The organism is Mesorhizobium sp. M5C.F.Cr.IN.023.01.1.1, assembly GCF_003997585.1.
GTDB classification, from domain to species: Bacteria; Pseudomonadota; Alphaproteobacteria; order Rhizobiales; family Rhizobiaceae; genus Mesorhizobium; species Mesorhizobium wenxiniae.
The window spans coordinates 28,411-51,769 of record NZ_RZSU01000027.1; the positions used below are offsets into that span (position 1 = coordinate 28,411).

18 protein-coding genes and 2 pseudogenes are annotated in these 23,359 nt (G+C 63.4%); 7 read left to right on the plus strand and 13 right to left on the minus strand.

Features of this window, described 5'->3' with window-relative positions; genetic code table 11:
* The 8 genes from EOA78_RS13665 to EOA78_RS13705 form a co-directional block, all read right to left on the minus strand.
* Positions 1-270 (minus strand): F0F1 ATP synthase subunit epsilon (locus tag EOA78_RS13665; RefSeq protein ID WP_245477493.1); only part of this gene is annotated, 270 nt, incomplete at its 3' end.
* Between the two features lie 112 nt (positions 271-382).
* Positions 383-1,966 (minus strand): F0F1 ATP synthase subunit beta, encoded by a 1,584-nt coding sequence (atpD, locus tag EOA78_RS13670; protein WP_164783745.1) that lies wholly within the window; start codon positions 1,964-1,966, stop codon positions 383-385.
* Between the two features lie 73 nt (positions 1,967-2,039).
* The gene (locus EOA78_RS13680; RefSeq protein WP_127315585.1) at positions 2,040-2,924 is read right to left on the minus strand and encodes a F0F1 ATP synthase subunit gamma; all 885 of its coding nucleotides are present in this window, start codon (positions 2,922-2,924) and stop codon (positions 2,040-2,042) included.
* A gap of 33 nt (positions 2,925-2,957) precedes the next feature.
* Complete coding sequence (gene atpA / locus EOA78_RS13685) at positions 2,958-4,487, minus strand: F0F1 ATP synthase subunit alpha (RefSeq protein ID WP_127315586.1); 1,530 nt, start codon at positions 4,485-4,487, stop codon at positions 2,958-2,960.
* A complete protein-coding gene (locus tag EOA78_RS13690) occupies positions 4,487-5,047 on the minus strand; it encodes a F0F1 ATP synthase subunit delta (RefSeq protein ID WP_029349048.1) in 561 nt (186 codons plus the stop codon). Before EOA78_RS13690 ends, atpA begins: the two co-directional genes overlap by 1 nt.
* 246 nt (positions 5,048-5,293) lie before the next feature.
* Positions 5,294-5,689, minus strand: a complete 396-nt coding sequence (locus EOA78_RS13695) for a DUF4345 family protein (protein ID WP_127315587.1) — start codon at positions 5,687-5,689, stop codon at positions 5,294-5,296.
* A 97-nt stretch (positions 5,690-5,786) separates the two neighbouring features.
* Entirely contained in the window at positions 5,787-6,482 is a 696-nt protein-coding gene (locus EOA78_RS13700; protein ID WP_127315588.1) for an aspartate/glutamate racemase family protein, read from the minus strand.
* 306 nt (positions 6,483-6,788) lie between these two features.
* Positions 6,789-8,972 (minus strand): primosomal protein N', encoded by a 2,184-nt coding sequence (locus tag EOA78_RS13705; RefSeq protein ID WP_127315589.1) that lies wholly within the window; start codon positions 8,970-8,972, stop codon positions 6,789-6,791.
* Positions 8,973-9,062: 90 nt separating this feature from the next.
* On the opposite strand from EOA78_RS13705, the gene fsa reads away from it, so the two are divergent.
* Positions 9,063-9,716, plus strand: coding sequence for a fructose-6-phosphate aldolase (gene fsa / locus EOA78_RS13710; protein WP_029349054.1), 654 nt, complete (start codon positions 9,063-9,065; stop codon positions 9,714-9,716).
* A gap of 125 nt (positions 9,717-9,841) precedes the next feature.
* Here fsa and lptE read toward each other — a convergent pair whose 3' ends face one another.
* Both lptE and leuS read right to left on the minus strand, forming a co-directional pair.
* The gene (lptE, locus tag EOA78_RS13715) at positions 9,842-10,429 is read right to left on the minus strand and encodes an LPS assembly lipoprotein LptE (protein WP_127315590.1); all 588 of its coding nucleotides are present in this window, start codon (positions 10,427-10,429) and stop codon (positions 9,842-9,844) included.
* Positions 10,416-13,040, minus strand: coding sequence for a leucine--tRNA ligase (gene leuS / locus EOA78_RS13720; protein ID WP_127315591.1), 2,625 nt, complete (start codon positions 13,038-13,040; stop codon positions 10,416-10,418). The genes lptE and leuS overlap by 14 nt, the downstream gene beginning before the upstream one ends.
* A 146-nt stretch (positions 13,041-13,186) precedes the next feature.
* On the opposite strand from leuS, the gene EOA78_RS13725 reads away from it, so the two are divergent.
* The 3 genes and pseudogenes from EOA78_RS13725 to EOA78_RS13740 all read left to right on the plus strand — a co-directional run bounded on the left by EOA78_RS13725 (position 13,187) and on the right by EOA78_RS13740 (position 15,496).
* Positions 13,187-13,855: a YggS family pyridoxal phosphate-dependent enzyme gene (locus EOA78_RS13725; RefSeq protein WP_127315592.1), complete on the plus strand. Its 669-nt coding sequence runs from the start codon at positions 13,187-13,189 to the stop codon at positions 13,853-13,855.
* Positions 13,856-13,870: 15 nt separating this feature from the next.
* Positions 13,871-14,312: pseudogene (locus EOA78_RS13735) on the plus strand (type II toxin-antitoxin system VapC family toxin).
* A 164-nt stretch (positions 14,313-14,476) separates the two neighbouring features.
* Positions 14,477-15,496, plus strand: a pseudogene (locus tag EOA78_RS13740) (aldo/keto reductase).
* A gap of 60 nt (positions 15,497-15,556) precedes the next feature.
* On the opposite strand, the gene EOA78_RS13745 reads toward EOA78_RS13740, so the two are convergent.
* Positions 15,557-16,465 (minus strand): LysR family transcriptional regulator, encoded by a 909-nt coding sequence (locus tag EOA78_RS13745; RefSeq protein ID WP_127315593.1) that lies wholly within the window; start codon positions 16,463-16,465, stop codon positions 15,557-15,559.
* Between the two features lie 138 nt (positions 16,466-16,603).
* Between EOA78_RS13745 and EOA78_RS13750 the strand changes: the two genes are divergently transcribed.
* Both EOA78_RS13750 and EOA78_RS13755 read left to right on the plus strand, forming a co-directional pair.
* Complete coding sequence (locus tag EOA78_RS13750; RefSeq protein WP_127315594.1) at positions 16,604-17,785, plus strand: MFS transporter; 1,182 nt, start codon at positions 16,604-16,606, stop codon at positions 17,783-17,785.
* 37 nt (positions 17,786-17,822) lie between these two features.
* The gene (locus EOA78_RS13755; RefSeq protein ID WP_127315595.1) at positions 17,823-18,857 is read left to right on the plus strand and encodes an aldo/keto reductase; all 1,035 of its coding nucleotides are present in this window, start codon (positions 17,823-17,825) and stop codon (positions 18,855-18,857) included.
* 326 nt (positions 18,858-19,183) lie between these two features.
* On the opposite strand, the gene EOA78_RS13760 is transcribed toward EOA78_RS13755, so the two are convergent.
* On the minus strand, positions 19,184-19,456 hold the full coding sequence (locus EOA78_RS13760) for an usg protein (protein ID WP_127315596.1): 273 nt from the start codon (positions 19,454-19,456) through the stop codon (positions 19,184-19,186).
* Between the two features lie 307 nt (positions 19,457-19,763).
* Between EOA78_RS13760 and acs the strand changes: the two genes are divergently transcribed.
* The gene (acs, locus tag EOA78_RS13765) at positions 19,764-21,719 is read left to right on the plus strand and encodes an acetate--CoA ligase (protein ID WP_127315613.1); all 1,956 of its coding nucleotides are present in this window, start codon (positions 19,764-19,766) and stop codon (positions 21,717-21,719) included.
* A 59-nt stretch (positions 21,720-21,778) separates the two neighbouring features.
* Here the strand turns inward: acs and EOA78_RS13770 are convergent, their stop codons facing one another.
* Positions 21,779-23,047, minus strand: coding sequence for a cyclopropane-fatty-acyl-phospholipid synthase family protein (locus EOA78_RS13770; RefSeq protein ID WP_127315597.1), 1,269 nt, complete (start codon positions 23,045-23,047; stop codon positions 21,779-21,781).
* Positions 23,048-23,359: the final 312 nt, after the last annotated feature.

Below are 23,359 nucleotides of genomic sequence, written 5' to 3' on the forward strand. Positions count from 1 at the left end.
GATGTCGCCGACGGTTACCGCCGATTCGGCGAGCAGCGTGCAGCCGGCCGGAACGATATCGGCGAAGCCGCCGAACACGACGTAACGTTCTTGCTGGCCAGCCGCCGTCTTCACCGTGACGACGCCCGGCTTGATCGTGGTCATGACCGGCGCGTGATGGGCCATGACGGTCATTTCGCCTTCGGCGCCCGGAATGACGACGGATTCGACCTGCTCGGAAACCAGCAGGCGCTCCGGTGAGACCAGTTCGAATTGGAAAGCTTCAGCCATATCACCTTAGCGAGGAGGGAATAGTGAGTAGTAAGTAGTGAAAGGGTCCAAACGGCCCACGTCACACACCTGCTATTCTCTACTCACTACTCACTACTCCCTATTCGCTTGATTATGCCGCTTCGGCCGCCAGGCGCTGTGCCTTCTCGACCGCTTCTTCGATGCCGCCGACCATGTAGAAGGCGGCTTCCGGCAGGTGGTCATAGTCGCCGTTGCAGAGGCCCTTGAAGCCCTTGATGGTGTCGGCGAGGTCGACCAGCTTGCCCGGCGCGCCGGTGAACACTTCGGCGACGAAGAACGGCTGCGACAGGAAGCGTTCGATCTTGCGGGCGCGGGCCACCGTCTGCTTGTCCTCTTCCGACAGCTCGTCCATGCCCAGGATGGCGATGATGTCCTGAAGCGACTTGTAGCGCTGCAGGATCGACTGCACCTGGCGGGCGACCTGGTAGTGCTCTTCACCGACGACCATCGGGTCGAGCATGCGCGAGGTCGAATCGAGCGGATCGACGGCCGGGTAGATGCCCTTTTCCGAGATCGCGCGGTTGAGCACGGTCGTCGCGTCGAGGTGGGCGAACGAAGTCGCCGGCGCCGGGTCGGTCAGATCGTCGGCCGGCACGTAGATCGCCTGCACCGAGGTGATCGAACCCTTGGTGGTGGTGGTGATGCGTTCCTGCAGCGCGCCCATGTCGGTGGCCAGCGTCGGCTGGTAGCCCACGGCCGAGGGAATACGGCCGAGCAGCGCCGACACTTCGGAACCCGCCTGCGTGAAGCGGAAGATGTTGTCGACGAAGAACAGCACGTCCTGGCCCTGGTCGCGGAAATATTCGGCAACCGTCAGCCCGGTCAGGCCGACGCGGGCGCGCGCACCCGGCGGCTCGTTCATCTGGCCATAGACCAGCGCCGCCTTGGATCCTTCGCCGCCGCCCTTCTTGTTGACGCCGGACTCGATGAACTCATGATAGAGGTCGTTGCCTTCGCGGGTGCGCTCGCCGACGCCGGCGAACACCGAGAAGCCGCCATGCGCCTTGGCGACGTTGTTGATCAGTTCCTGGATCAGCACCGTCTTGCCGACGCCGGCGCCGCCGAACAGGCCGATCTTGCCGCCGCGGGCATAGGGCGCGAGCAGGTCGAGGACCTTGATTCCGGTGACCAGGATCTGCGCTTCCGTCGACTGCTCGACATAGGTCGGAGCCGGCTGGTGGATGGAGCGCATCTCGATGCCGTCGACCGGGCCTGCCTCGTCGACCGGCTCGCCGATGACGTTGATGATGCGACCCAGCATGCCGGGGCCGACCGGCACGGTGATCGGTGCGCCGGTGTCATAGACGTCCTGGCCGCGAACTAGACCTTCGGTCGAGTCCATCGCGATGCAGCGCACGGTGTTTTCGCCGAGATGCTGGGCCACCTCGAGCACGAGGCGATTGCCGACGTTGGACGTTTCCAGCGCGTTCAGGATCGCCGGCAGATGTTCGCCGAACTGCACGTCGACAACGGCGCCGATGACCTGGCGAACCTTGCCGGCCAAGCCAGTCTTCTTGATGGCAACGGTCGGCGCCTTCGCCGCGGCAGCCCTGGCGGGCGCGGCCGCTTTCTTGGCCGGAGCGGCCTTCGCTGCCGCTGCCGGAGCCTTTGCCGGTGCTGCCGCCGTCGCGGCAGCCTTCGGGGCCGCCTTCTGGGGGGTCGCTGCTTTCGCCATCGTCTTTACCCTTTTCGTCTCTTTGTTTCTCACGCAATCCGCCTGAAGGTCGCTGACCTTCATGGGAGCGCGCCTAGAGCGCCTCGGCGCCCGAAATGATTTCGATCAATTCCTTGGTGATCTGCGCCTGCCGCTGGCGGTTGTAGGTGATCGACAATTTGTTGATCATGTCGCCGGCGTTGCGCGTCGCATTGTCCATGGCGCTCATCTTGGCGCCCATCTCGCCGGCCGCGTTTTCGAGCAGAGCGCGGAAGACCTGTACGGAAATGTTGCGCGGAATGAGGTCGGAGAGGATTTCGCCCGGCTCCGGCTCGTATTCATAGACGGCACTGCCGCCGTCCGTCGCCTCGGTGGCAGCGGAAGGCACGCCTGCCGGGATGATCTGCTGGGTCGTCGGGATCTGGCTGATCACCGACTTGAACTGCGAGTAGAACAGCGTGCAGATGTCGAAGCCGCCGTCGTTGAAGAGCTGGATGACTTTCTTGGCAATGGCATCGGCATTGACGAAGCCGAGCGTCTTCACTTCGCGCAGGTCGACGCGCTCGATGATCAGCGCCGCGTAGTCGCGGCGCAGGATGTCGAACCCCTTCTTGCCGACGCAGATGATCTTGACCTGCTTGCCGTCGGCCAAAAGCTTGCGGATGTGGTCTCGGGCAAGGCGTGCGATCTGCGAATTGAAGCCGCCGCACAGACCACGCTCGGCGGTGCAGACGACGAGCAGATGCACGTCGTCCTTGCCGGTGCCGGTCATCAGCGCCGGGGCCTCGCCACCGCCGCCGATCGCCTGGGTGATGTTGGCCAGCACAGCGCCCATGCGCTCCGAATAGGGGCGCGCCGCTTCCGCCGCTTCCTGCGCGCGACGCAGCTTCGCCGCGGCGACCATCTGCATCGCCTTGGTGATCTTCTGCGTCGCCTTGACCGAGGCGATACGGTTACGAAGGTCTTTTAGTGAAGGCATGCCTCAAACCTGATCCCGTCCGTCCGGCTTCGTTCAAGCAAAGGTCTTGGCAAAGGTGTCGATCTCCGCCTTCAGCTTGGCACGCAGATCGTCCGACAGCGCCTTCTCCTTGCGGACGCCGTCGAGCACCTCTTTGCCGGCCGAGCGCATGTGGCTGAGCAAACCATGCTCGAATTTGCTGACCTGGTCGATTGCCAGCTTGTCGAGATAGCCGTTGACGCCGGCGAAGATCACCGCGACCTGCTCCTCGACCTTGAGCGGCGAGAATTGCGGCTGCTTCAGGAGTTCGGTCAGGCGCGCACCGCGGTTGAGCAGGCGCTGCGTGGCGGCGTCGAGGTCGGAGCCGAACTGGGCGAAGGCCGCCATTTCGCGATACTGCGCGAGCTCGCCCTTGATCGAGCCGGCGACCTGCTTCATCGCCTTGATCTGCGCCGAGGAACCGACGCGCGACACCGACAGGCCGACATTGACCGCCGGGCGGACGCCCTGGAAGAACAGATTGGTTTCCAGGAAGATCTGGCCGTCGGTGATCGAGATGACGTTGGTCGGGATGTAGGCCGACACGTCGTTGGCCTGGGTCTCGATGATCGGCAGCGCCGTCAGCGAACCGCCGCCATTGTCGTCATTGAGCTTGGCGGCCCGCTCCAGCAGGCGCGAATGCAGGTAGAAGACGTCGCCCGGATAGGCTTCGCGGCCGGGCGGGCGGCGCAGCAGCAGCGACATCTGGCGGTAGGCGACGGCCTGCTTCGATAGGTCGTCGTAGCTGATCAGCGCATGCATGCCGTTGTCGCGGAAATATTCGCCCATGGTGCAGGCGGTGAACGGCGCCAGGAACTGCATCGGCGCCGGATCGGACGCGGTGGCGGCGATGATGACCGAATAGTCGAGCGCGCCGCGCTCTTCGAGAACTTTCACGAACTGCGCGACGGTCGAGCGCTTCTGGCCGACGGCGACGTAGACGCAGTAGAGCTTTTCCTTCTCCGGCCCGTGTTCGTGCACCGATTTCTGGTTGAGCATCGTGTCGAGGATGATCGCGGTCTTGCCGGTCTGGCGGTCGCCGATGACCAGCTCGCGCTGGCCGCGGCCGACCGGGATCAGCGCGTCGATGGCCTTGAGGCCGGTCGACATCGGCTCATTGACCGATTTGCGCGGAATGATGCCGGGCGCCTTGACGTCGACGCGCTTGCGCTCGGTCGCCTGGATCGGGCCCTTGCCGTCGATCGGGTTGCCGAGCGCGTCGACGACACGGCCGAGCAGGCCCATGCCGACAGGCGTGTCGACGATAGCGCCGGTGCGCTTGACGATGTCGCCTTCCTTGATGTCGCGGTCGGCGCCGAAGATGACGACGCCGACATTGTCGGCTTCGAGGTTGAGCGCCATGCCGCGGATGCCGCCGGGGAACTCGACCATCTCGCCGGCCTGGACATTGTCGAGGCCATAGACGCGGGCGATGCCGTCACCGACGGACAGAACCTGGCCGACTTCGGAGACCTCGGCCTCCTTGCCGAAATTCTTGATCTGGTCTTTCAGAATTGCGGAAATTTCCGCGGCGCGGATGTCCATCAGCCGACCTCTTTCAGTGCAAGCTTGAGCGAATTGAGTTTGGTTTTGAGCGACGTATCGATCTGGCGCGAGCCAATCTTGACCACCAGCCCACCGAGCAGCGACGGATCGACGGTCACGGTGATCGCGACATCCTTGCCGGCAACGCTTTTCAGCGCCGCCTTCAGCTCGGTTTGCTGGGCGTCGGTCAGCGCATGCGCCGAGGTAACTTCAGCGGCGGTCTCGCCACGGTGCTCGGCGGCGACCTGGCGGAATGCCTTGATCATGCCGGGGATGGCGAACAGACGGCGGTTCTGGGCGACGACGCGCAGGAAATTGCCGGTGAGGCCGGTGATCCCTGCCTTGTCGGCGATCGCCGCAATGGCCTTGGCCTGGTCCTCGCTGGAGAACACCGGGCTGTTGATCAGACGGGTAAGGTCCGCACTGCCTTCGAGCATCGCCGCGAAACTGTTGAGGTCGGCCTCGACCTGGGCCACTGAATTCGCCTGGAGCGCGAGCTCGAACAGCGAACCCGCATAGCGCTCTGCGACACCTGAGATTGGCGATGACGATTGGGCCACGGACCGTCTTTTCTCTTGTCTGACAGGCCGCAGATTGTTGGCGCGAGCGAAAACTCTAGCTAAATCTTTGACCTTACTGCATTTTTCCAAGCACGGAGGCGCGGCTTCCGCTATCCCCGGCCGAAAGTCGATTGCCGTCTAGCACAGGCATTTTAAGACCGCAATGCGTCGTCCCGCATGGTTTTCAGGCACTATTGTCGCATCTGGCGTTGCGGTTCGACCGTCGGTCCCGAATTACCCTTTGATTCAAGCCACAAAGCCGAAGGCGAAGGCAAGCGGCAGCGCCGCCAGCACCAGTTCCACCACGATGGACGCCCAGTTGAAAGGTGTGTTGGCGCCGTCCGACATCATCGACAGCAGGCGGCCGAAGGCGGTGAACAGCCAGGAAAAACCAAGCGCCATGTAGAGCAGCGGTTGCGCCAGCAGAATGCAGCACAGGCCGACTCCGAGATAGAAGCCCGACATCCTGCCGCGCCCTTCGGCGATCGCTGCCGCCTTCTCAGGCTTGACCTGCAGCCGCAGAATCCGGAAGGCCAGCCCCGGCGCCAGGAACAGCAGCAGGCCGAACAGCAAGGTCACGACGGCGCTCGACCACGCCAGCCACTCGCCCTGGCTCATCGGCCACGGAAACGCAAATTCCATCCTTGTCCCCTCGCAAAATGGCTGTTTCGAAATTTTGGGCATTCTAGCGAAGGAAGAAACATGCGCCAGATGGCGTCGGTGAATTGCGCAAAGCGCATCAACCCAGAGCGAATTCGACCGCCGCTTCGGCATGGATGCGCGTCGTGTCGAACACAGGAACGTCGAAAACCTGCTGGCCGATCAGCATGGTGATCTCGGTGCAGCCCATGATGACGCCGTCGATCTTGTCATCACGCCGCATGCGGGCGATTTCGTCGATATAGGCCGCCTTCGATACCTCGCTGACGATGCCCTGGCACAGCTCATCGTAGATCACCCGGTGCACCATATCGCGCCCGGCTTCATCCGGCACAACGGGATGAAGTCCGTATTTGTCGATGAGGCGGCCCTTGTAGAAGTCCTGTTCCATGGTGAAGCGCGTCGCCAGCAGCCCTGGGCGGTTGACACCGGCCCGGCCGATCGCGACGGCGGTGGCGTCGGCGATATGGATCAGCGGCATCGCCACCGCCGCCTGCACCTGGTCGGCAAGCTTGTGCATGGTGTTGGTGCAGATCAGCAGGCCTTCGGCGCCCCCAGCCTCGAGCTTGCGCGCGGCTTCTGCGAGAAGCACGCCGGCGCCGTCCCAGTCTCCTTTGTGCTGACGCTCGGCGATCTCGGCAAAGTCGAACGACCACAGCAGCAGTTTTGCCGAATGCAGCCCGCCCAGCCGCTCTCGCACGATCTCGTTGAGCAGGCGGTAGTAGATCGCGGTCGATTCCCAGCTCATGCCGCCGAGCAGGCCAAGGGTTTTCATTCGGCGACACTCCAGAAGGACCTGATGATCTCTTTCAGCGGTTCGAAGTCCCTCTGAACTTGTACTCGTCCCGACGCCATGGCCTCAGATGATTACAGCCAACCTTCGCCACGATGATAAGCGTAAAAAACAGAAGGCAATACAGAATTGGGTGGTGGCTAAAAATCAGAGCTGTAAGGAAGAAAATGCTAAAAATCACCCAACCGGCTCGCAGCGCCAAAAAAACGACACTTGTCAGAAAACTCATATTCACCCGCTCGCGGTCATTTGTGGGTTACCCACTAAAGATAGCGGTCGGACGCCATGCTACAAGAAGCTTTGTGGGTCGATATCGACCTGCACCTTGACCGAGCCCCGTATCTTCGGTCCCTCGGCCAGCATCGCGCGGATGAAACCCTGCATGTCGGCGCGCCGCTCGCCCTGAATCAGCAGGCGAAAGCGATGGCGGCCGCCGATCAGCGACAGCGGCGCCTCGGCCGGGCCGAGCACGAACAGGTCGGAGGCCTGGGGCGCCGCCCGCCGCAGGCCGCGGGCGTGCCCTTCGGCTTCCGCCCGCGTCGCCGCGCTGACGATGACGCCGGCGAGCCGGCCGAAGGGCGGCAGCGCCGCCCGCTCGCGCTCGGCGATCTCGCGCTCGTAAAAGGCCTCCGCATCGCCGGAGACGATCGCCCGCATCACCGGATGGTCGGGCTGGAAGGTCTGCAGCAGGCCAAGGCTCTTCTTGCCGGTACGGCCGGCGCGGCCGGTGACCTGGCTGAGCAGCTGGAAGGTGCGCTCGGCGGCGCGCGGATCGCCATTGGCCAGGCCAAGATCGGCGTCGACCACGCCGACCAGCGTCATGTTGGGGAAATTGTGGCCCTTGGCGACGAGCTGCGTGCCGATGACGATGTCGGCCTCGCCCTTGGCGATGGCTTCGAGCTCCAGCCTCAGCCGCCGCACGCCGCCCATCAGGTCGGACGACAAGACGATGGTTCGGGCGTCGGGGAAATGCGCGACGACCTCTTCTGCGATGCGTTCGACGCCCGGCCCGCAGGCGACCAGATGATCAAGCGTGCCGCATTCCGGGCAGGCCTCGGGCCGTCGCTCATTGTGTCCGCAATGGTGGCAGACGAGCTGGCCGCGAAAGCGGTGCTCGACCAGCCAGGCCGAGCACACCGGGCAGCCGAAGCGATGGCCGCAGACCCGGCACAGCGTCAGCGGCGCATAGCCGCGCCGGTTGAGGAACAGCAGCGACTGTTCCTTTTTCTCCAACGTCTGACGCATATGGCCAAGCAGCACCGGCGACAGGAAGCCGCCGCGTGCCGGTGGAGCGCGGCGCATGTCGATTGTCTTCAGGTCGGGAAGCGCCGCCTCGGCGAAGCGCGCCGAAAGCACCGCCCTGCTGTAGCGGCCTTGGCTCGCATTGACGCGGCTTTCGACCGACGGTGTCGCCGAGGCGAGCACCACCGGAAAGCCGCCGATATGGCCGCGCACCACCGCCATGTCGCGCGCATTGTAGAAGACGCGGTCTTCCTGCTTGTAGGCCGGGTCGTGCTCCTCGTCGACGACGATCAGCCCGAGTTCCCTGAACGGCAGGAACAGCGCCGAACGCGCGCCGGCAACGACGCGCACGCCACCTTCCGCCACTTGCCGCCAGACGCGCTCGCGCATCTTTGGCGGCAGGTCCGAGTGCCATTCCGCCGGTTTGGCACCGAACCGTTCCTGGAAGCGCTCGAGGAAGGCATGGGTCAGCGCGATCTCCGGCAGCAGGATCAACACCTGCATGCCACGGTCGAGCGCCGCCGCAACCGCCTCGAAATAGACCTCCGTCTTGCCCGATCCGGTCACCCCGTCGAGCAGCGTGACGCCGAATGCGCCGGCGGCGACATTGGTGCGCAGCATCTCGGCCGCATCGCACTGGTCCGGCATCAGCGAAGGCTGGGCGTAGCCCGGGTCGGGTGCTGCGACCACCGGTCGCGGCGGGATCATGACCGTATCGAAGACGCCTTGCGCTTTCAGCCCGTCGATAACGGTCGACGAGACGCCGGCCGCATGCGCCAGCCCGGACCGCGTCCAGGCGAGCCCGCCTTCGGCTGTTTCCAGCACGCGCATCCTCGCACCCGTCATCCGGTCGGGTTTGGCGAAGGTGCGTTGCAGCCCTTCGATCCACGGTTCCGGGTCGAAGGCCTCGGGTGCCCTGAGCAGCATGCGCGCCACCATACCGGGCGGCGACAGCGTGTATTGCGCGATCCAGTCGACAAAGCGGCGCATGGCGCGGTCGATCGGCGGGCAGTCGAAGACCTGCTCGATCGGGCGCAGCTTTTTGGCATCGACCTTTTCGACGGCGCCGTCCCAGACGATGCCGGCGACCTGGCGCGGACCGAGCGGAACGCGCACGATCGAGCCCGGCACCACGCGCATGCCGGCGGGCACGGCATAGGTGTAGGGCCGCTCGGCGGGCATCGGCACCAGCACCGGCGCAGCTGCGATAAAGGGCGAATCTTCGATCATGAGGCGTGACCTTGCCCCGACTTTCGTCTAGATCAAAGTCCGACCCCAAATGTGCATGACATGCACATGAAAATTCTTCAGGAGACCGTCATGAAATTTTTTGTCGACACCGCCGATGTCAAGGAAATCCGTGAGCTGAACGATTTGGGGCTGCTCGACGGCGTCACCACCAATCCCTCGCTGATCCTCAAATCCGGCGGCAAGATCGCCGACGTCACCAGAGAGATCTGCGAGATCGTCAAGGGCCCGGTCTCGGCCGAAGTCGTCGCCACCGAATACACGGACATGATGGCGGAGGCCAAGATCCTGGCCAGGATCGCCGATAATGTCTGCATCAAGGTGCCGCTGACGCTCGACGGCCTGAGGGCCTGCAAGGATATCCGGTCGGAGGGCCGCATGGTCAATGTTACGTTGTGCTTCTCGGCCACCCAGGCGCTGCTCGCCGCCAAGGCCGGCGCCTCCTTCATCTCGCCCTTCGTCGGCCGCATCGACGACAGCGGCTGGGACGGCATGGAACTGATTGCGGACATCCGCACCATCTACGACAATTATGATTTCCAGACCGAGATCCTGACCGCCTCGGTGCGCACGGTGAACCATGTCAAGCAGGCCGCACTGATCGGCGCCGACGTCATCACCGCCCCGCCGGCGACGCTGAAGGCGCTGGTCAAGCACCCGCTGACCGACAAGGGCCTGGAGCAGTTCCTCGCCGACTGGGCCAAGACAGGCCAGAAGATCGGCTGAAATTAGAGGGTCGGCTGAAATTAAGACGCCGCGTTCCCGTAAAAAGGCCGAGCAATCGGCCTTTTTTGTGCGCGAGCAACTAGACCTCGGCGTAGCCGGAACGTCTCGATCCCCGCCGAAAAGTTTTAACCCGCCACCGTCTTGCCGTGCTTGACCAGATCCTGGGCGATCGACAGGCGCAGCAGGTCCGCCAGTTCGCGCGCCGCGCGGTTCTCGGCGTCGATTTGCGCCCGGTAGGAGGCAAATTCCTGACGGGGCTTATCGAAGGACGACGCTATCGAGCGCCTGCCGGTCGCGATGGTCTTGCCGGTCTTGGCGTCGGTCAGCACATAATTCGCGGTCAGTGTCACCGTGCCCGCTGTTGGCTCGTCGTCATCGGTCGTGACCTGCACGGTCGCAGCTGATTCAACAAGTTCGGTAACGCCGAGATCGAGCGAATAGGCGGGCGACGCCGGCTCGCCCGTGCCCTGGCCAAGCGCGAAGATCAGATTGTTGCGGACCTGCTGGGCGTAGCGGGTGTTGACCGGCTTGACCTGGATGGACGCGAGTTCGGCGGCAGCGCCAACTTGTGAACCGGCCGACAGCGGCGCGCTCGAATAGAGCGGGCGAACCGTGCAGGCCGAAACCAGCGCGACCGAAGCGACCAGGCCATACAGCGCGGTACGGCGCAGCAAATGCGCCACTTCTGTCTTCCTCGGATCAGGCAACGACATTGACGATCCTCTGCGGGACGATGATCACCTTGCGCGGTGCCTTACCTTCGAGCGCTTTCTGCACGAAGTCGAGAGCCAGAACCGCTTTTTCGACGGCACCTTGGTCCGCGTCGCGGGCAATTGTCAAATCGCCGCGTTTCTTGCCGTTGACCTGGACCGGCAGCACGATCTCGCTGTCGACGACAAGCAACGGATCATAGACAGGCCAGGGCCGTTCGGCGACCAGATCGGTGCCGCCGAGCGTCTGCCAGCATTCCTCGGCCAGATGCGGCATCACCGGCGCAATCAGATGCACGAGGATGTCGACGGCTTGCCGGCACGCAGCCTTGAGCGCCGGATCGGCCTTGCCTTCGGCCGCCTCGTTGAGCGGCGTGGTGAGCGCATTGGCGAGCTCGTAGATGCGGGCGATGGCACGGTTGAAGGCGAGCTTTTCGATATCCTCGCCGACCGATTTCAACGCCCTGTGCGCGGCCTTGGAAACAGTCCCTGCCTCGCCCTCTCTCGCCGCTGCCGGCTGGATTCCGGCGAGCGATTCGGCAGCCGTCGACACCAGGCGCCAGATGCGCTGGATGAAGCGGTGCGCGCCGGCAGCACCTTCGTCGGTCCATTCGACGTCACGCTCGGGCGGCGAGTCCGACAGCATGAACCAGCGCGCGGTATCGGCGCCGTAGCCGTCGGTGATCTCTTCCGGGCTCACCGTGTTCTTCTTCGACTTCGACATTTTTTCGAGCGGGCCGATCACCGCCTCTTCGCCGGTCGCGATTTCGATGGCCCGGCGATTGCCGTCGACGTCCTCCAGCCGCACCTCGCTGGGCGCAAGCCAGCGGCTGTTGGAGCCACTGCCGACCCGATAGGTCTCGTGCACCACCATGCCTTGCGTGAACAGGCCCCTGAACGGCTCGGCCAGATCGACATGTCCGGTCTCGCGCATGGCGCGGGTGAAAAAGCGTGAATAGAGAAGGTGCAAAATGGCGTGCTCGATGCCGCCGATATACTGGTCGACCGGCAGCCATTCGGTAGCTGCCTTGGGATCGGTCGGATCGTTGGCCCAGGGTGCGGTGAAGCGCGCGAAATACCAGGACGAATCGACGAACGTGTCCATCGTGTCGGTTTCGCGGCGTGCATCCTTGCCGCATTGCGGGCATTTCACATGCCGCCATGTCGGATGGCGGTCGAGCGGATTGCCCGGCCGGTCAAACTCGATGTCGTCCGGCAGCCTGACCGGCAGGTCCGCCTTCGGCACCGGCACCACGCCGCAATCCTCGCAGTGGATCATCGGGATCGGGCAGCCCCAGTAGCGCTGGCGCGAAATTCCCCAGTCGCGCAGGCGGAAGTTGACCTTGCGCTCGGCCACCGGCCGATTGCCGATGGTCTTTTGTTCCAGCAGCTTCGCCACCTCGTCGAACGCCTGATCAGGCTTCATGCCGTCGAGGAAGCGCGAATTGATCATCACGCCGTCGCCGACATAGGCCTCGTCGATGATCTGGAAGTTTCCCTGGTTCTCGCCTTCCGGCATCACCACCGGAATGACCGGCAGGCCGTATCTGTTCGCGAAGTCGAGGTCGCGCTGGTCACCGGACGGGCAGCCGAAGATGGCGCCGGTGCCGTACTCCATCAGCACGAAATTGGCGACATAGACAGGCAGCGCCCACGCCTCGTCGAACGGATGGACGACGCGGATGCCGGTATCGAAACCCCTCTTCTCGGCTGTCTCCAGTGCCGCCACTGAAGTGCCCATATGGCGAACCTCGTCGATGAACTTGGCCAGCGCCGGATTGCTTTCGGCCGCCTTCTTCGCCAGCGGATGATCAGCTGCGACCGCCATGAAGGAGGCGCCGAAGATGGTGTCGGGCCGCGTCGTGTAGACTTCCAGCTCATCTTCGCCGTCGACTGGAGTGGCCAGCGGCCAGCGGATCAGCAGGCCTTCCGAACGGCCGATCCAGTTCGCCTGCATCAGCTTCACTTTTTCCGGCCATTCGTCGAGGCCTTCCAGCGAGTCCAGCAGATCCTGCGCATAGTCGGTGATCTTGAAGAACCACTGCGTCAGCTCGCGCTGTTCGACCAGCGCGCCCGAGCGCCAGCCGCGTCCGTCGATGACCTGCTCGTTGGCAAGCACCGTCATGTCCTCCGGATCCCAATTGACCTTGGAGGATTTGCGCGTCACCAGCCGCTTCTCGACGAAATCGAGGAACAGCATCTGCTGGCGGTGGTAGTAGTCGACATCGCAGGTGGCGAATTCGCGTGCCCAGTCGAGCGACAGGCCCATGACCTTGAGCTGCTCGCGCATGGCGGCGATGTTCTGGTAGGTCCAGTCCTTGGGATGGACCTTGTTCTGCATCGCCGCGTTCTCGGCCGGCATGCCGAAGGCATCCCAGCCCATCGGGTGCAGCACGTTGAAACCCTTGGCTCGCTTGTAGCGCGCCACCACGTCGCCCATCGTGTAGTTGCGGGTATGGCCGATATGGATGCGCCCCGACGGATAAGGGAACATCTCGAGCACGTAGTATTTCGGGCGCGGGTCGTCGTTGTCAGCCTCGAACAGCTTCTTGGCGTCCCAGGCCTTCTGCCATTTGGGCTCTGATGCGCGCGGATTGTATCGTTCGGTTGCCATCGGATGTTTTTCACTTAAAAAGCAGGCGCGAACGGCCGGACAATGCCCGGCGGCTCAGGAAATGTCGTCGCGGTGTTCACCATGGATTGCCGGACCCGTCAACTGCGGCGATCCGGTGAGGATAGAAACTAGGGGCAGATATAGGCATGGCGAGCGCCGTCGAACAGTTTTTCACGGTCAAGGCGAAGATCACCGCCGCCGAGCGCGAGGCAGGACGGCAAGCCGGCGCGGTGACGCTGGTCGCGGTCTCGAAGACCTTCGACGCCGCCGATATCAGCCCGGTCATCGAAGCCGGCCAGCGTATCTTCGGCGAGAACCGCGTCCAGGAAGCACAAGCCAAATGGCCGGCGCTGAAGGAAGCCTTCCCCGACATCGAGCTGCATCTGATCGGTCCACTGCAATCGAATAAGGCGAAGGAAGCCGTCGCGCTGTTCGACGTCATCGAGACGGTCGATCGCGAGAAGATCGCCGCCGAACTCGCAAGGGAAATCGCCAGACAAGGCCGATCACCAACGCTCTACGTTCAGGTTAACACCGGCTCGGAACCGCAAAAGGCCGGCATCGAACCCCGCGGAGCCGTCGCCTTCGTCACCCGCTGCCGCGACGTCCACGGCCTCGCCATCGAAGGTCTGATGTGCATTCCGCCAGCCGATGAGAATCCCGGTCCGCACTTCGCGCTGCTGGAAAAGCTCAGCACGGAGGCAGGTGTGGAGGAGCTTTCGATGGGCATGTCCGGCGACTACGAAACCGCGATCGCCTTCGGCGCGACAAGCGTCAGGGTTGGATCGGCGATTTTCGGCAGCCGCTATCCATGAACTGGCACCTTCAGGATGCGAAAAACAACTTTTCCAAAGTGGTTCAGCGCGCGCGCAGCGAGGCTTGATACGAGCATCGTTTCGGATGTGCAGAGGCGTCTGCCCAAGCCGACCGCCTGGCTAGCTTCTGTGGATCCGGCCTCGATCAATCTCAGTGTTATTACCCTCGGCGAGATCGAACGGGGGATCGCCAAGTTGCACAAGGTCGATCCCCGAACGCGGAATGCGGCTCGACCTCTGGCTGCGAGAGCTTCGGCGGGACAATGCCGACCGGATCCTTGCAGTCACTGAAGATGTCGCGTTGTCGTGGGGTCGCATCTCGGCTGGCCGCACGCGAGGCAGCGCCGACATGCTCATCGCCGCCACCGCAGTCGTCCACGACCTCATTCTGGTTACGCGCAACGTCGCCGATTTCGACGAAACCGGGGTGACGGTCCTCAAACCTTGGACAATCTGACCTGTTCCCCACTACGCCGGATCGTCGGTCGCGGAACTTGGTCCAGAACCACTAGGCCGTTACGCCAACAATTGAAACGAGCCGTATCGTTCCTATATGGGCCGGGTCATCCAAAACTTTCCGGAGCTGCACCATGCGCTATTAACCAACTTGGAAACACGGGGATGTTCGTCTCCGAACTTTGCCTCGGCACCATGACCTTCGGCGCCGCAGGCGAAAACGCCCAATGGGGCCTGATCGCCAGCCTCGACCAGGATGGCGTCGACAGGATCGTCGAGCGCTCGCTCGCCGCCGGCGTCAATTTCTTCGACACGGCGGACGTCTATTCCTTCGGCGCATCGGAACGGCTTCTCGGCCAGTCGCTGAGGAATCTCGGCATCAAGCGGCAGGATGTGATCATCGCCACCAAGGTCCATGGCGCCATGGGCGACGGCCCCAACCAGCGCGGTTCCTCGCGCGGCCACATCATGGACTCGGTCGAGGGCAGCCTCGAACGGCTGTAGCTCGACCATATCGATCTCTATCAGCTTCACGGCACCGATGCGGTGACGCCGATCGACGAGACGCTGCGGGCGCTCGACGATCTGGTTGCCAGCGGCAAGGTCCGCTATGTCGGCGTCTCGAACTGGGCCGCCTGGCGCATCGCCAAGGCGCTTGGCATTGCCGACCGCAAGGGCTTTGCCCGTTTTGAGACCGTGCAGTCTTACTATTCGATCGCCGGCCGCGATCTGGAGCGCGAGATCGTGCCACTGCTCAACGAGGAGAAGCTTGGACTGATGGTCTGGTCGCCGATGGCGGGCGGTCTGCTCTCCGGCAAATACGGACCCGGTGCCCCCGGCAATGGCGAGGGTCGTCGCGCCAGCTTCAATTTCCCGCCGGTCAATGAAGACCGCGCCTGGGCTGCGGTTGCGGTCATGCGCGAGATCGCCGGCAAGCATGGCGTCAGCGTCGCCACGGTCGCTTTGGGCTATGTGCTGGCCAAACCCTTCGTGATGAGCGTGATCATCGGCGCCAGCCGCATGGAGCAGCTCGAACAGAACCTTGCCGCCACCGCGTTGAAGCTCGACAGCGACGATCTTGTCCGCCTCGACGACGTCAGCGCGCTGCCGGCTGAATATCCGGGCTGGATGCTCGAGCGTCAGGCAGCGGGCCGGCGTCCGGCGCCCTTTGCGCCGCAAAAGTAATTCAATCTCAGCTTCGATTTGATGTTTCGGGAGCCGGCGGGCTCCCGATCTTTTTTTGGCTCAGGTCAGCCGGACAGTCTCGACCAAAAAATCGAGAAAGGCCCGCACCCGCGCCGGCAGATGCTTGCCCTGCCCGACATAGACAGCATGGGTGAGCTCCTCGTCGCCGGGGTTGAAGTCCTCCAGAAGCGGGACCAGCCGCCCGGCGGCGATATCGGGTTCCACATGCCAGCGCGCCAGCCGGGCGATGCCAGTGCCCGAGAGCGCCATCAGCCGCATCGCCTCGCCGTCGCTGACCAGCGCATTTCCGGTGATCGGGACAATGAGGGCCTCGCCGGCCGAGTCGACGAATGGCCAGCCGTCGACATGGCGCACGAAGCAGAAACCCATCCGGTTGTGATGATCGAGGTCGGCCGGCGTTCGGGGTGCGCCGTGCTTCCTTAGGTAAGGTGGCGCGGCGACGACGACCACCCGGCTCTGCCCGAGCTTGCGCGCCACCAAACGTGATTCACCGAGCGGCCCGGCGCGGATGGCAACATCGGCGCGCTCCTCCATCAGGTCGATGACATTGTCGGTCAAAACCAGATCGATGGCGATTTCCGGATAGCGTTCGAGAAACCGCGGCATGAGCGGGATCAGCCGGTGCTGCCCGAACGGCACGTAGCTGTTGACGCGCAGCCGTCCCCGCGGGGCGGCACCGGCCGCCGCCTCGCGCTCGGCTGCCGCCATGTCGGCCAGGATACGCACGCCGCTGTCGAAGAACGCCGCTCCTTCCGGTGTCAGTTGCAGCTTGCGCGTCGAACGGCTGACCAGCCGCGCGCCAAGACGGGCCTCCAGCCGCGCAATCAGCTTGCTCACCGCCGACGGCGTCATGCGCAACATCCGCGCCGCAGCCGAAAAGCTGCCCGCCTCGACGACGCGGACGAATACTTCGATCTCGCCGGAGCGGTTGATGTCGGGTCTCGCCATTCGTGAATCTATTTCACAGACGATGCGCCCGGCGCAAGGCTGGTTCACAGCACATCCCGACACGATCTTCCGGGTCGGGGCGTGGGAGGACACGGCGTCCCAACGTCAAAAACGACCGTGATCGAAGTGGGAACCGCCATGCCTCTTGCTCTTTATGCCCTCGCCGCCGGTGCCTTCGGCATCGGTGTCACAGAATTCGTCATCATGGGCCTGCTGCTCGACGTCAGCACCGATCTCGGCGTCTCGATCTCGGCCGCCGGCCAGCTGATTTCCGGCTATGCCCTGGGCGTCGTCATCGGCGCGCCGTTGCTGACGATCGCCACCGGCCGCTGGCCGCGCAAGACCGTGCTTCTGACGCTGATGGCGATCTTCACCCTGGGCAATCTGGCCTGTGCGTTGGCCCCCGACTACTGGACCCTGATGGGGGCCCGCGTGCTTACCGCCTTTGCCCACGGCACCTTCTTCGGTGTTGGTTCGGTCGTTGCGACCGGGATGGTTGCGCCCAACAAGAAGGCCTCGGCGATCGCCCTGATGTTCACCGGCCTGACCATCGCCAACATCCTCGGCGTGCCTTTCGGCACATGGCTCGGCCAGGCTTTCGGCTGGCGGGCGACCTTCTGGGCCGTAACCCTGGTCGGCATCGTCGCCTTCGCCATCATTCTCCTGCTGGTGCCGCGTAGCCAGGCGGCGCTGGAAAAGAGCGACCTGCGCGGCGATCTCGCGGTGCTCGGCCGCGCGCCGGTTCTGCTTGGCTTCGCCACCACCGTGCTTGGCTATGCCGGCGTCTTCGCCGTCTTCACCTATATCGCCCCCTTGCTGACCGAGATCACCGGTTTTGAGGAAGCAGCCGTGTCGCCGATCCTGCTTGTCTTCGGCGGCGGCCTCATCGCCGGCAATCTGTTTGGCGGCAAGGTTGCCGACCGCTGGCTGGTGCCTTCCGTTCTCGGCAGTCTCGTTGTGCTGGCGCTGGTGCTCGGCACCATGACCTTCGCCCTGCACAGCCAGGCGATGGCCGTCATCTATGTCGGCCTGCTCGGCGCCGCTGCCTTCGCCACCGTAGCGCCGCTGCAGATGTGGGTGCTGGAAAAGGCTGAAGGCGCCGGCCAGAGCCTCGCCTCGTCCTTCAACATCGCCGCCTTCAACCTCGGCAACGCCGCCGGCGCCTGGCTCGGCGGCGTGGTCATCGCCCACGGTCCCGGCCTCGGCGCTGTCACCTGGGTCGCGGCGCTGCTGCCGCTCTCCGCATTGGCCGTGGCGGTGCTGGCGCTGCGCCTCGACCGCAGCTCAATGCTCGGCGTACCGGCATCCGCCCGGTCGTGACGATCCCAAACAAATCCAAAATACAAGGAGCAAAACCATGGATTATCGACGTCTTGGCGCCTCGGGCCTGAAGGTCCCGGCGCTCTCGTTCGGCGCTGGAACATTCGGCGGTTCGGGGCCGCTGTTCGGCGCCTGGGGCAATAGCGATGCGACGGAAGCGCGGCGGCTGGTCGACATCTGCCTGGAGGCCGGCGTCAACCTGTTCGACACCGCCGACGTCTATTCGAACGGCGCCTCCGAAGAGGTGCTCGGCGCGGCCATCAAGGGCCGCCGCGATGCCGTGCTGATCTCGACCAAGACCTCGCTGCCGATGGGCGACGGACCCAACGATGCCGGCTCCTCCCGTTCGCGTCTCATCAAAGCCGTCGAGGACGCGCTGAAGCGTCTCGGCACCGATTACATCGACCTGCTGCAACTGCACGCCTTCGACGCCGCAACGCCGATCGAGGAAGTGCTGTCGACGCTGGACAGTCTCGTGGGCGCCGGCAAGCTGCGCTATGTCGGCGTCTCCAACTTTTCCGGCTGGCAAGTGATGAAATCGCTCGGCCTGGCGGACAAGCACGGCTACCCGCGCTACGTCGCCCATCAGGTCTATTACTCGCTGGTCGGGCGCGACTATGAATGGGAGTTGATGCCACTAGGCCTCGACCAGGGCCTCGGTGCGCTGGTGTGGAGCCCGCTCGGCTGGGGCCGCCTGACCGGCAAGATCCGCCGCGGCGAGCCACTGCCGGAAAAAAGCCGGCTGCACGACACCGCGAGCTTCGGGCCACCTGTCGAGGACGAGCAGCTCTACAGGGTCGTCGATGCGCTCGACACTGTCGCCAAGGAAACCGGCAAGACGGTGCCGCAGATCGCCATCAACTGGTTGCTGCAGCGGCCGACCGTCGCCTCTGTCATCATCGGCGCGCGCAACGAGGAACAGCTGCGCCAGAACCTCGGCGCCGTCGGTTGGTCATTGACATCAGACCAGATGACGAAGCTCGACGCTGCAAGCGCGGTCACCGCACCCTACCCGTATTTCCCCTATCGCCGGCAGGAAGGCTTTGCCCGGCTGAGCCCGGCTGCGGTCTGATCGCGCGCGACCGTTCGTTTCGGGTGATCATCATAACTTCCGGGATTAGCTGAAGCTTCCCCAACTTCGTCATCCCAGGGCGAAGCAGGAGCGAAGCTCCGTCGCGGAGACCCTGGGATCCATGCCGCTACCTCAGCCGAAAGTGCAGCGGAGCAGAATTCTGCACCGCAGCGGCGCTTTGAAGTCACGGCATGGATCCTGGGGTCTGCGCCGCGTCGCTTCGCTCCTTGCTCCGCCCCAGGATGACGAAGCGATGGACGTTTCCGCCATCGCCAAGGCATGCGATCCGTCACGCAAGCAGCCCGTTAAAACTTCTGCGCCGTAGCCTAGTGCAGCACGAACTCGCCGTCGACCTTGTGCCATTCATTGGGCGCGATCAGCTTCTGGTGCGTATAGCTCACCGAATGCAGCGGGCCATCGAGCTTGGCCTGCCAGAACTCGATGAACCGGATCAGCACCGGAAATTTCGGCGCGATGTCGTAGTCCTGCCAGATGAAGCTCTGCAGCAGATGCGGATGATCGGGGAAATGATAAAGGATCTTGGCCGTGGTCAAGCCATAGCCCTTGAGGATCAGGTCCATTTCGGAATGGTCACGCATCGCGGTCCCCTGGTTGATTCTCCTTTCCTCCCAATGTGAAATTGTGCGCGCTATTTGCTTTATCGTCTATTGATTTTTTGTGGTGTAGACCGGGTTTACTACGCAAAAACATGCAGTTAGCAGCGATCCCGCCCGAGTGCTGACAGCAGCGACGAGCACGTCTGCGGCATCCCGCCGCGCAAATCCAACGTCTAATATTGCCGTCACCGCGGAACTGTTAATAATGCGCGCGAATTCGCGGCCGCTTCGCCGTGATGCCGCGCCGGCGGTCAAGCCGGGCGGCCTGGTTTCGGGAGGAAGTGAAAATATGTCCGAGGATCATGTCCATCGCGTCCAGCCGGCGTGGAAGAAGAACGCGCTGATCGACAATGACACCTATTTGAAATGGTACACCGACAGCGTGAAGAACCCGGATAAATTCTGGGGCAAGCACGGCAAGCGCATCGACTGGTTCAAGCCCTACAGCAAGGTCAAGAACACCTCCTTCGACGGCAAGGTCTCGATCAAATGGTTCGAGGATGGCGAGACCAACGTTTCGTGGAACTGCATCGACCGACATCTGAAGAAGCGCGGCGATCAGACCGCCATCATTTGGGAAGGCGACAATCCCTACGATGACAGGAAGATCACCTATAACGAGCTCCACGCGCATGTCTGCCGGCTCGCCAATGTGATGAAGAAACACGGCGTCAAGAAAGGCGACCGCGTCACCATCTATATGCCGATGATCCCGGAAGCCGCCTATGCGATGCTCGCCTGCACGCGGATCGGCGCCATCCATTCGGTCGTCTTCGGCGGATTTTCGCCGGACGCGCTGGCCGGCCGCATCGACGACTGCAAATCAACCTTCGTCATCACCGCCGACGAAGGCCTGCGCGGCGGCAGGCCCATCCCGTTGAAGGACAATACAGACAAGGCGATCGAGATCGCCGCCAAGGCCGGAACGAAAGTCGAAAAGGTCGTCGTCGTGCGCCGCACCGGCGGTAAGACCGGCTGGATGGCCGGACGCGACGTCTGGTACCACGACGAGGTCGCGACGGTTAAGGCGGAGTGCAAGCCGGAGAAGATGAAGGCCGAGGACCCGCTGTTCATCCTCTATACATCAGGTTCGACCGGCAAGCCGAAGGGCGTGCTGCACACCACGGCGGGCTATCTCGTCTATGTCTCGATGACCCACCAACATGTCTTCGACTACCATGACGGCGATATCTACTGGTGTACCGCCGATGTCGGCTGGGTCACCGGCCACAGCTACATCGTCTACGGGCCGCTCGCCAACGGCGCCACCACGCTGATGTTCGAAGGCGTGCCGAACTACCCGTCGCAGTCCCGGTTCTGGGAGGTCGTCGACAAGCACAAGGTCAACATCTTCTACACCGCGCCGACGGCGTTACGGGCGCTGATGGGCGCCGGCGACGCCCATGTCGCCAGGACGTCGCGCAAATCGCTGCGCGTGCTGGGCACGGTCGGCGAGCCGATCAATCCGGAGGCCTGGGAGTGGTATTTCAACGTCGTCGGCAACGGCAAGGTGCCGATCGTCGACACATGGTGGCAGACCGAGACCGGCGGCATCCTGATTACGCCGCTGCCCGGCGCCACCCACCTTAAGCCAGGTTCCGCGACGCGGCCGTTCTTCGGCGTGAAGCCGCAACTGGTGGACGGCGACGGCAAGGTGCTGGAAGGTGTTGCAAGCGGCAACCTCTGCATCGCCGATTCATGGCCAGGCCAGATGCGCACCGTCTATGGCGACCACGAACGCTTCGTGCAGACTTATTTTTCCACCTATAAGGGCAAATATTTTACCGGCGACGGCTGCCGACGCGACGCCGATGGCTACTACTGGATCACCGGCCGCGTCGACGACGTCATCAATGTCTCCGGCCACCGCATGGGAACGGCCGAGGTCGAATCCGCGCTTGTTTCGCACGAGAAAGTCTCGGAAGCCGCCGTCGTCGGCTATCCGCACGACATCAAGGGCCAGGGCATCTACTGCTACGTCACTTTGATGGCCGGCGAGAAGCCGAGCGAGGAGTTGCGCAAGGAACTCGTCGCCCATGTCCGCAAGGACATCGGCGCCATCGCCACGCCCGACAAGATCCAGTTCGCTCCGGGCCTGCCGAAAACCCGCTCGGGCAAGATCATGCGACGCATCCTGCGGAAGATCGCCGAGGACGATTTTGCCGCGCTCGGCGATACCTCGACGCTGGCCGACCCGGCGGTCGTCGACGACCTCGTCGCCAACCGGCAGAACAAGCGGGGATAAGAACCATCCGATCGACGGTCGGCAGAAATCCAATTGGATGAGATCGGCTCGTCCCCGCGCTACCGATAAAGGTCCGCTCGCGTCGGCGGCAGTCCGCTCGGCCCCCGCGCGCGCTTGGTGACGACGGTCTGGAAAATCTGCGCCGAGGCGCGTTCGAAAGTGATCGAGCAGCCGGTCAGATAAAGCAGCCAGAGGCGCGCCTTGGCTTCGCCGACCTCGGTGATCGCTTCGTCGAAGCGTGCTTGGAGGCGCTCGGCCCACAGACGGCACGTGCGGGCGTAGTGCTCGCGCAAATTCTCGACATCGTAGACGAGGAAGCCGTGCGCTTCGAGATTGCCGAGCGTCATGCCGATCGTATCGAGCTCACCGCCGGGAAAGATGTATTTGATCAGCGCCTTGAATTCCGGGCCCTTGCGCAAGGTCTTCTTGATGCTGCCCTTGTCGCGCCGCGTGATGGCATGATGCAGGTAGATGCCGCCCGGTTTGAGCAGGCGATGGATGGTCGAGAAATAGGCCGCGTGGTTGGCGAGCCCCAGATGCTCGAACATGCCGATCGAGGATATCTTGTCGAAGGAGCCGGACAGCTCGGCGTAGGATTTTATCTCGATGGTGATGCGATCTTCCAGCCCCTCGGCGCGGATGCGCTCGCGGGCAAGTTCGGTCTGGGCTTCCGACAGCGAGACGCCGTGGCCGACGACCCCGTAATTTTTCGCGGCATGGATGAGCATGGCTCCCCAGCCGCAGCCGATGTCGAGCAGTCTTTCGCCGGGCTTCAGCCGGAGCTTGCGGCAGATGTGATCAAGCTTGTCTTTCTGCGCCTGGTCGATGCCGTTGGCGAAATCGGTGAAATAGCCGCAGCTATAGACCATGCGTTCGTCGAGGAAGAGCCGGTAGAAGGCGTTCGAAATGTCGTAGTGGTGCTGAATCGCTTGCCTGTTCGACCCGCTGACGAAGGGGTTGCGCCCGGAAAGGTCGGTCCGCGCCGTCATCTGTTTTCTCGAAAACAGCACGGCCGGCAGGTCGCGCAGGACCGCGAGCTTGGGCAACGACTTTAGCTTCGTCCTGAGCTTGCCGTGCGCAGGCAGAGCGTAGAAATCGAACAGCGATCCGCCTTCCACGTCGATGGTTTTGGAAATCCACATTTCGATCAGCGTCGAGAGATTGGGCCGACGCATCACCTGCCAGACGATGTCCTGGTCGTTTATGGTGAGCACGGGTCCCGTGGCGGGCCCGATCCGCTCGCCAGTCCACAGCCTGACCGCGAAACCCGGCTGCAACGTCTCGATAACCGTTCGAACGATCCGTGCGGCTCTGTCGGCTGCCTCCATCCCCGTCCTCCCCTGCTCAGCACGCTGGCGGTCCGACACCGACTTTGCCTGTCCGATCGGACAGTCGCAAGCCGCCAGCGACGAACACGCACGGCATTTTCACCATTGCGCCTTGCCATTTGCGGATCGACACCCCATCATGAGGGCGTGTTCAACAAATCGAAAGGAGGTGATCCGATGTCGAGTGATTTCGTTTTCCAGAACGTGGCCTCAGCGGATTGCACTTTCGGGAAGCAGTCTTCCCGTTAAGGCGCGAGATGCGCGGCTGGCGACGCCTGGAGCGCCGCGCGTCCTTTGGACGCGCAAAGGACG

Bases quoted from the DNA above. Each gene is read 5' to 3' on its own strand.
- EOA78_RS13750 (WP_127315594.1), top strand. From the start codon at position 16,604: ATGCCTCTTGCTCTTTATGCCCTCGCCGCCGGTGCCTTCGGCATCGGT.
- EOA78_RS13760 (WP_127315596.1), bottom strand. From the start codon at position 19,456: ATGCGTGACCATTCCGAAATGGACCTGATCCTCAAGGGCTATGGCTTG.
- EOA78_RS13770 (WP_127315597.1), bottom strand. From the start codon at position 23,047: ATGGAGGCAGCCGACAGAGCCGCACGGATCGTTCGAACGGTTATCGAG.
- lptE (WP_127315590.1), bottom strand. From the start codon at position 10,429: ATGTCGTTGCCTGATCCGAGGAAGACAGAAGTGGCGCATTTGCTGCGC.
- leuS (WP_127315591.1), bottom strand. From the start codon at position 13,040: ATGGCAACCGAACGATACAATCCGCGCGCATCAGAGCCCAAATGGCAG.
- acs (WP_127315613.1), top strand. From the start codon at position 19,764: ATGTCCGAGGATCATGTCCATCGCGTCCAGCCGGCGTGGAAGAAGAAC.
- fsa (WP_029349054.1), top strand. From the start codon at position 9,063: ATGAAATTTTTTGTCGACACCGCCGATGTCAAGGAAATCCGTGAGCTG.
- EOA78_RS13700 (WP_127315588.1), bottom strand. From the start codon at position 6,482: ATGAAAACCCTTGGCCTGCTCGGCGGCATGAGCTGGGAATCGACCGCG.
- atpD (WP_164783745.1), bottom strand. From the start codon at position 1,966: ATGGCGAAAGCAGCGACCCCCCAGAAGGCGGCCCCGAAGGCTGCCGCG.
- EOA78_RS13755 (WP_127315595.1), top strand. From the start codon at position 17,823: ATGGATTATCGACGTCTTGGCGCCTCGGGCCTGAAGGTCCCGGCGCTC.
- EOA78_RS13695 (WP_127315587.1), bottom strand. From the start codon at position 5,689: ATGGAATTTGCGTTTCCGTGGCCGATGAGCCAGGGCGAGTGGCTGGCG.
- EOA78_RS13680 (WP_127315585.1), bottom strand. From the start codon at position 2,924: ATGCCTTCACTAAAAGACCTTCGTAACCGTATCGCCTCGGTCAAGGCG.
- EOA78_RS13745 (WP_127315593.1), bottom strand. From the start codon at position 16,465: ATGGCGAGACCCGACATCAACCGCTCCGGCGAGATCGAAGTATTCGTC.
- EOA78_RS13705 (WP_127315589.1), bottom strand. From the start codon at position 8,972: ATGATCGAAGATTCGCCCTTTATCGCAGCTGCGCCGGTGCTGGTGCCG.
- atpA (WP_127315586.1), bottom strand. From the start codon at position 4,487: ATGGACATCCGCGCCGCGGAAATTTCCGCAATTCTGAAAGACCAGATC.
- EOA78_RS13725 (WP_127315592.1), top strand. From the start codon at position 13,187: ATGGCGAGCGCCGTCGAACAGTTTTTCACGGTCAAGGCGAAGATCACC.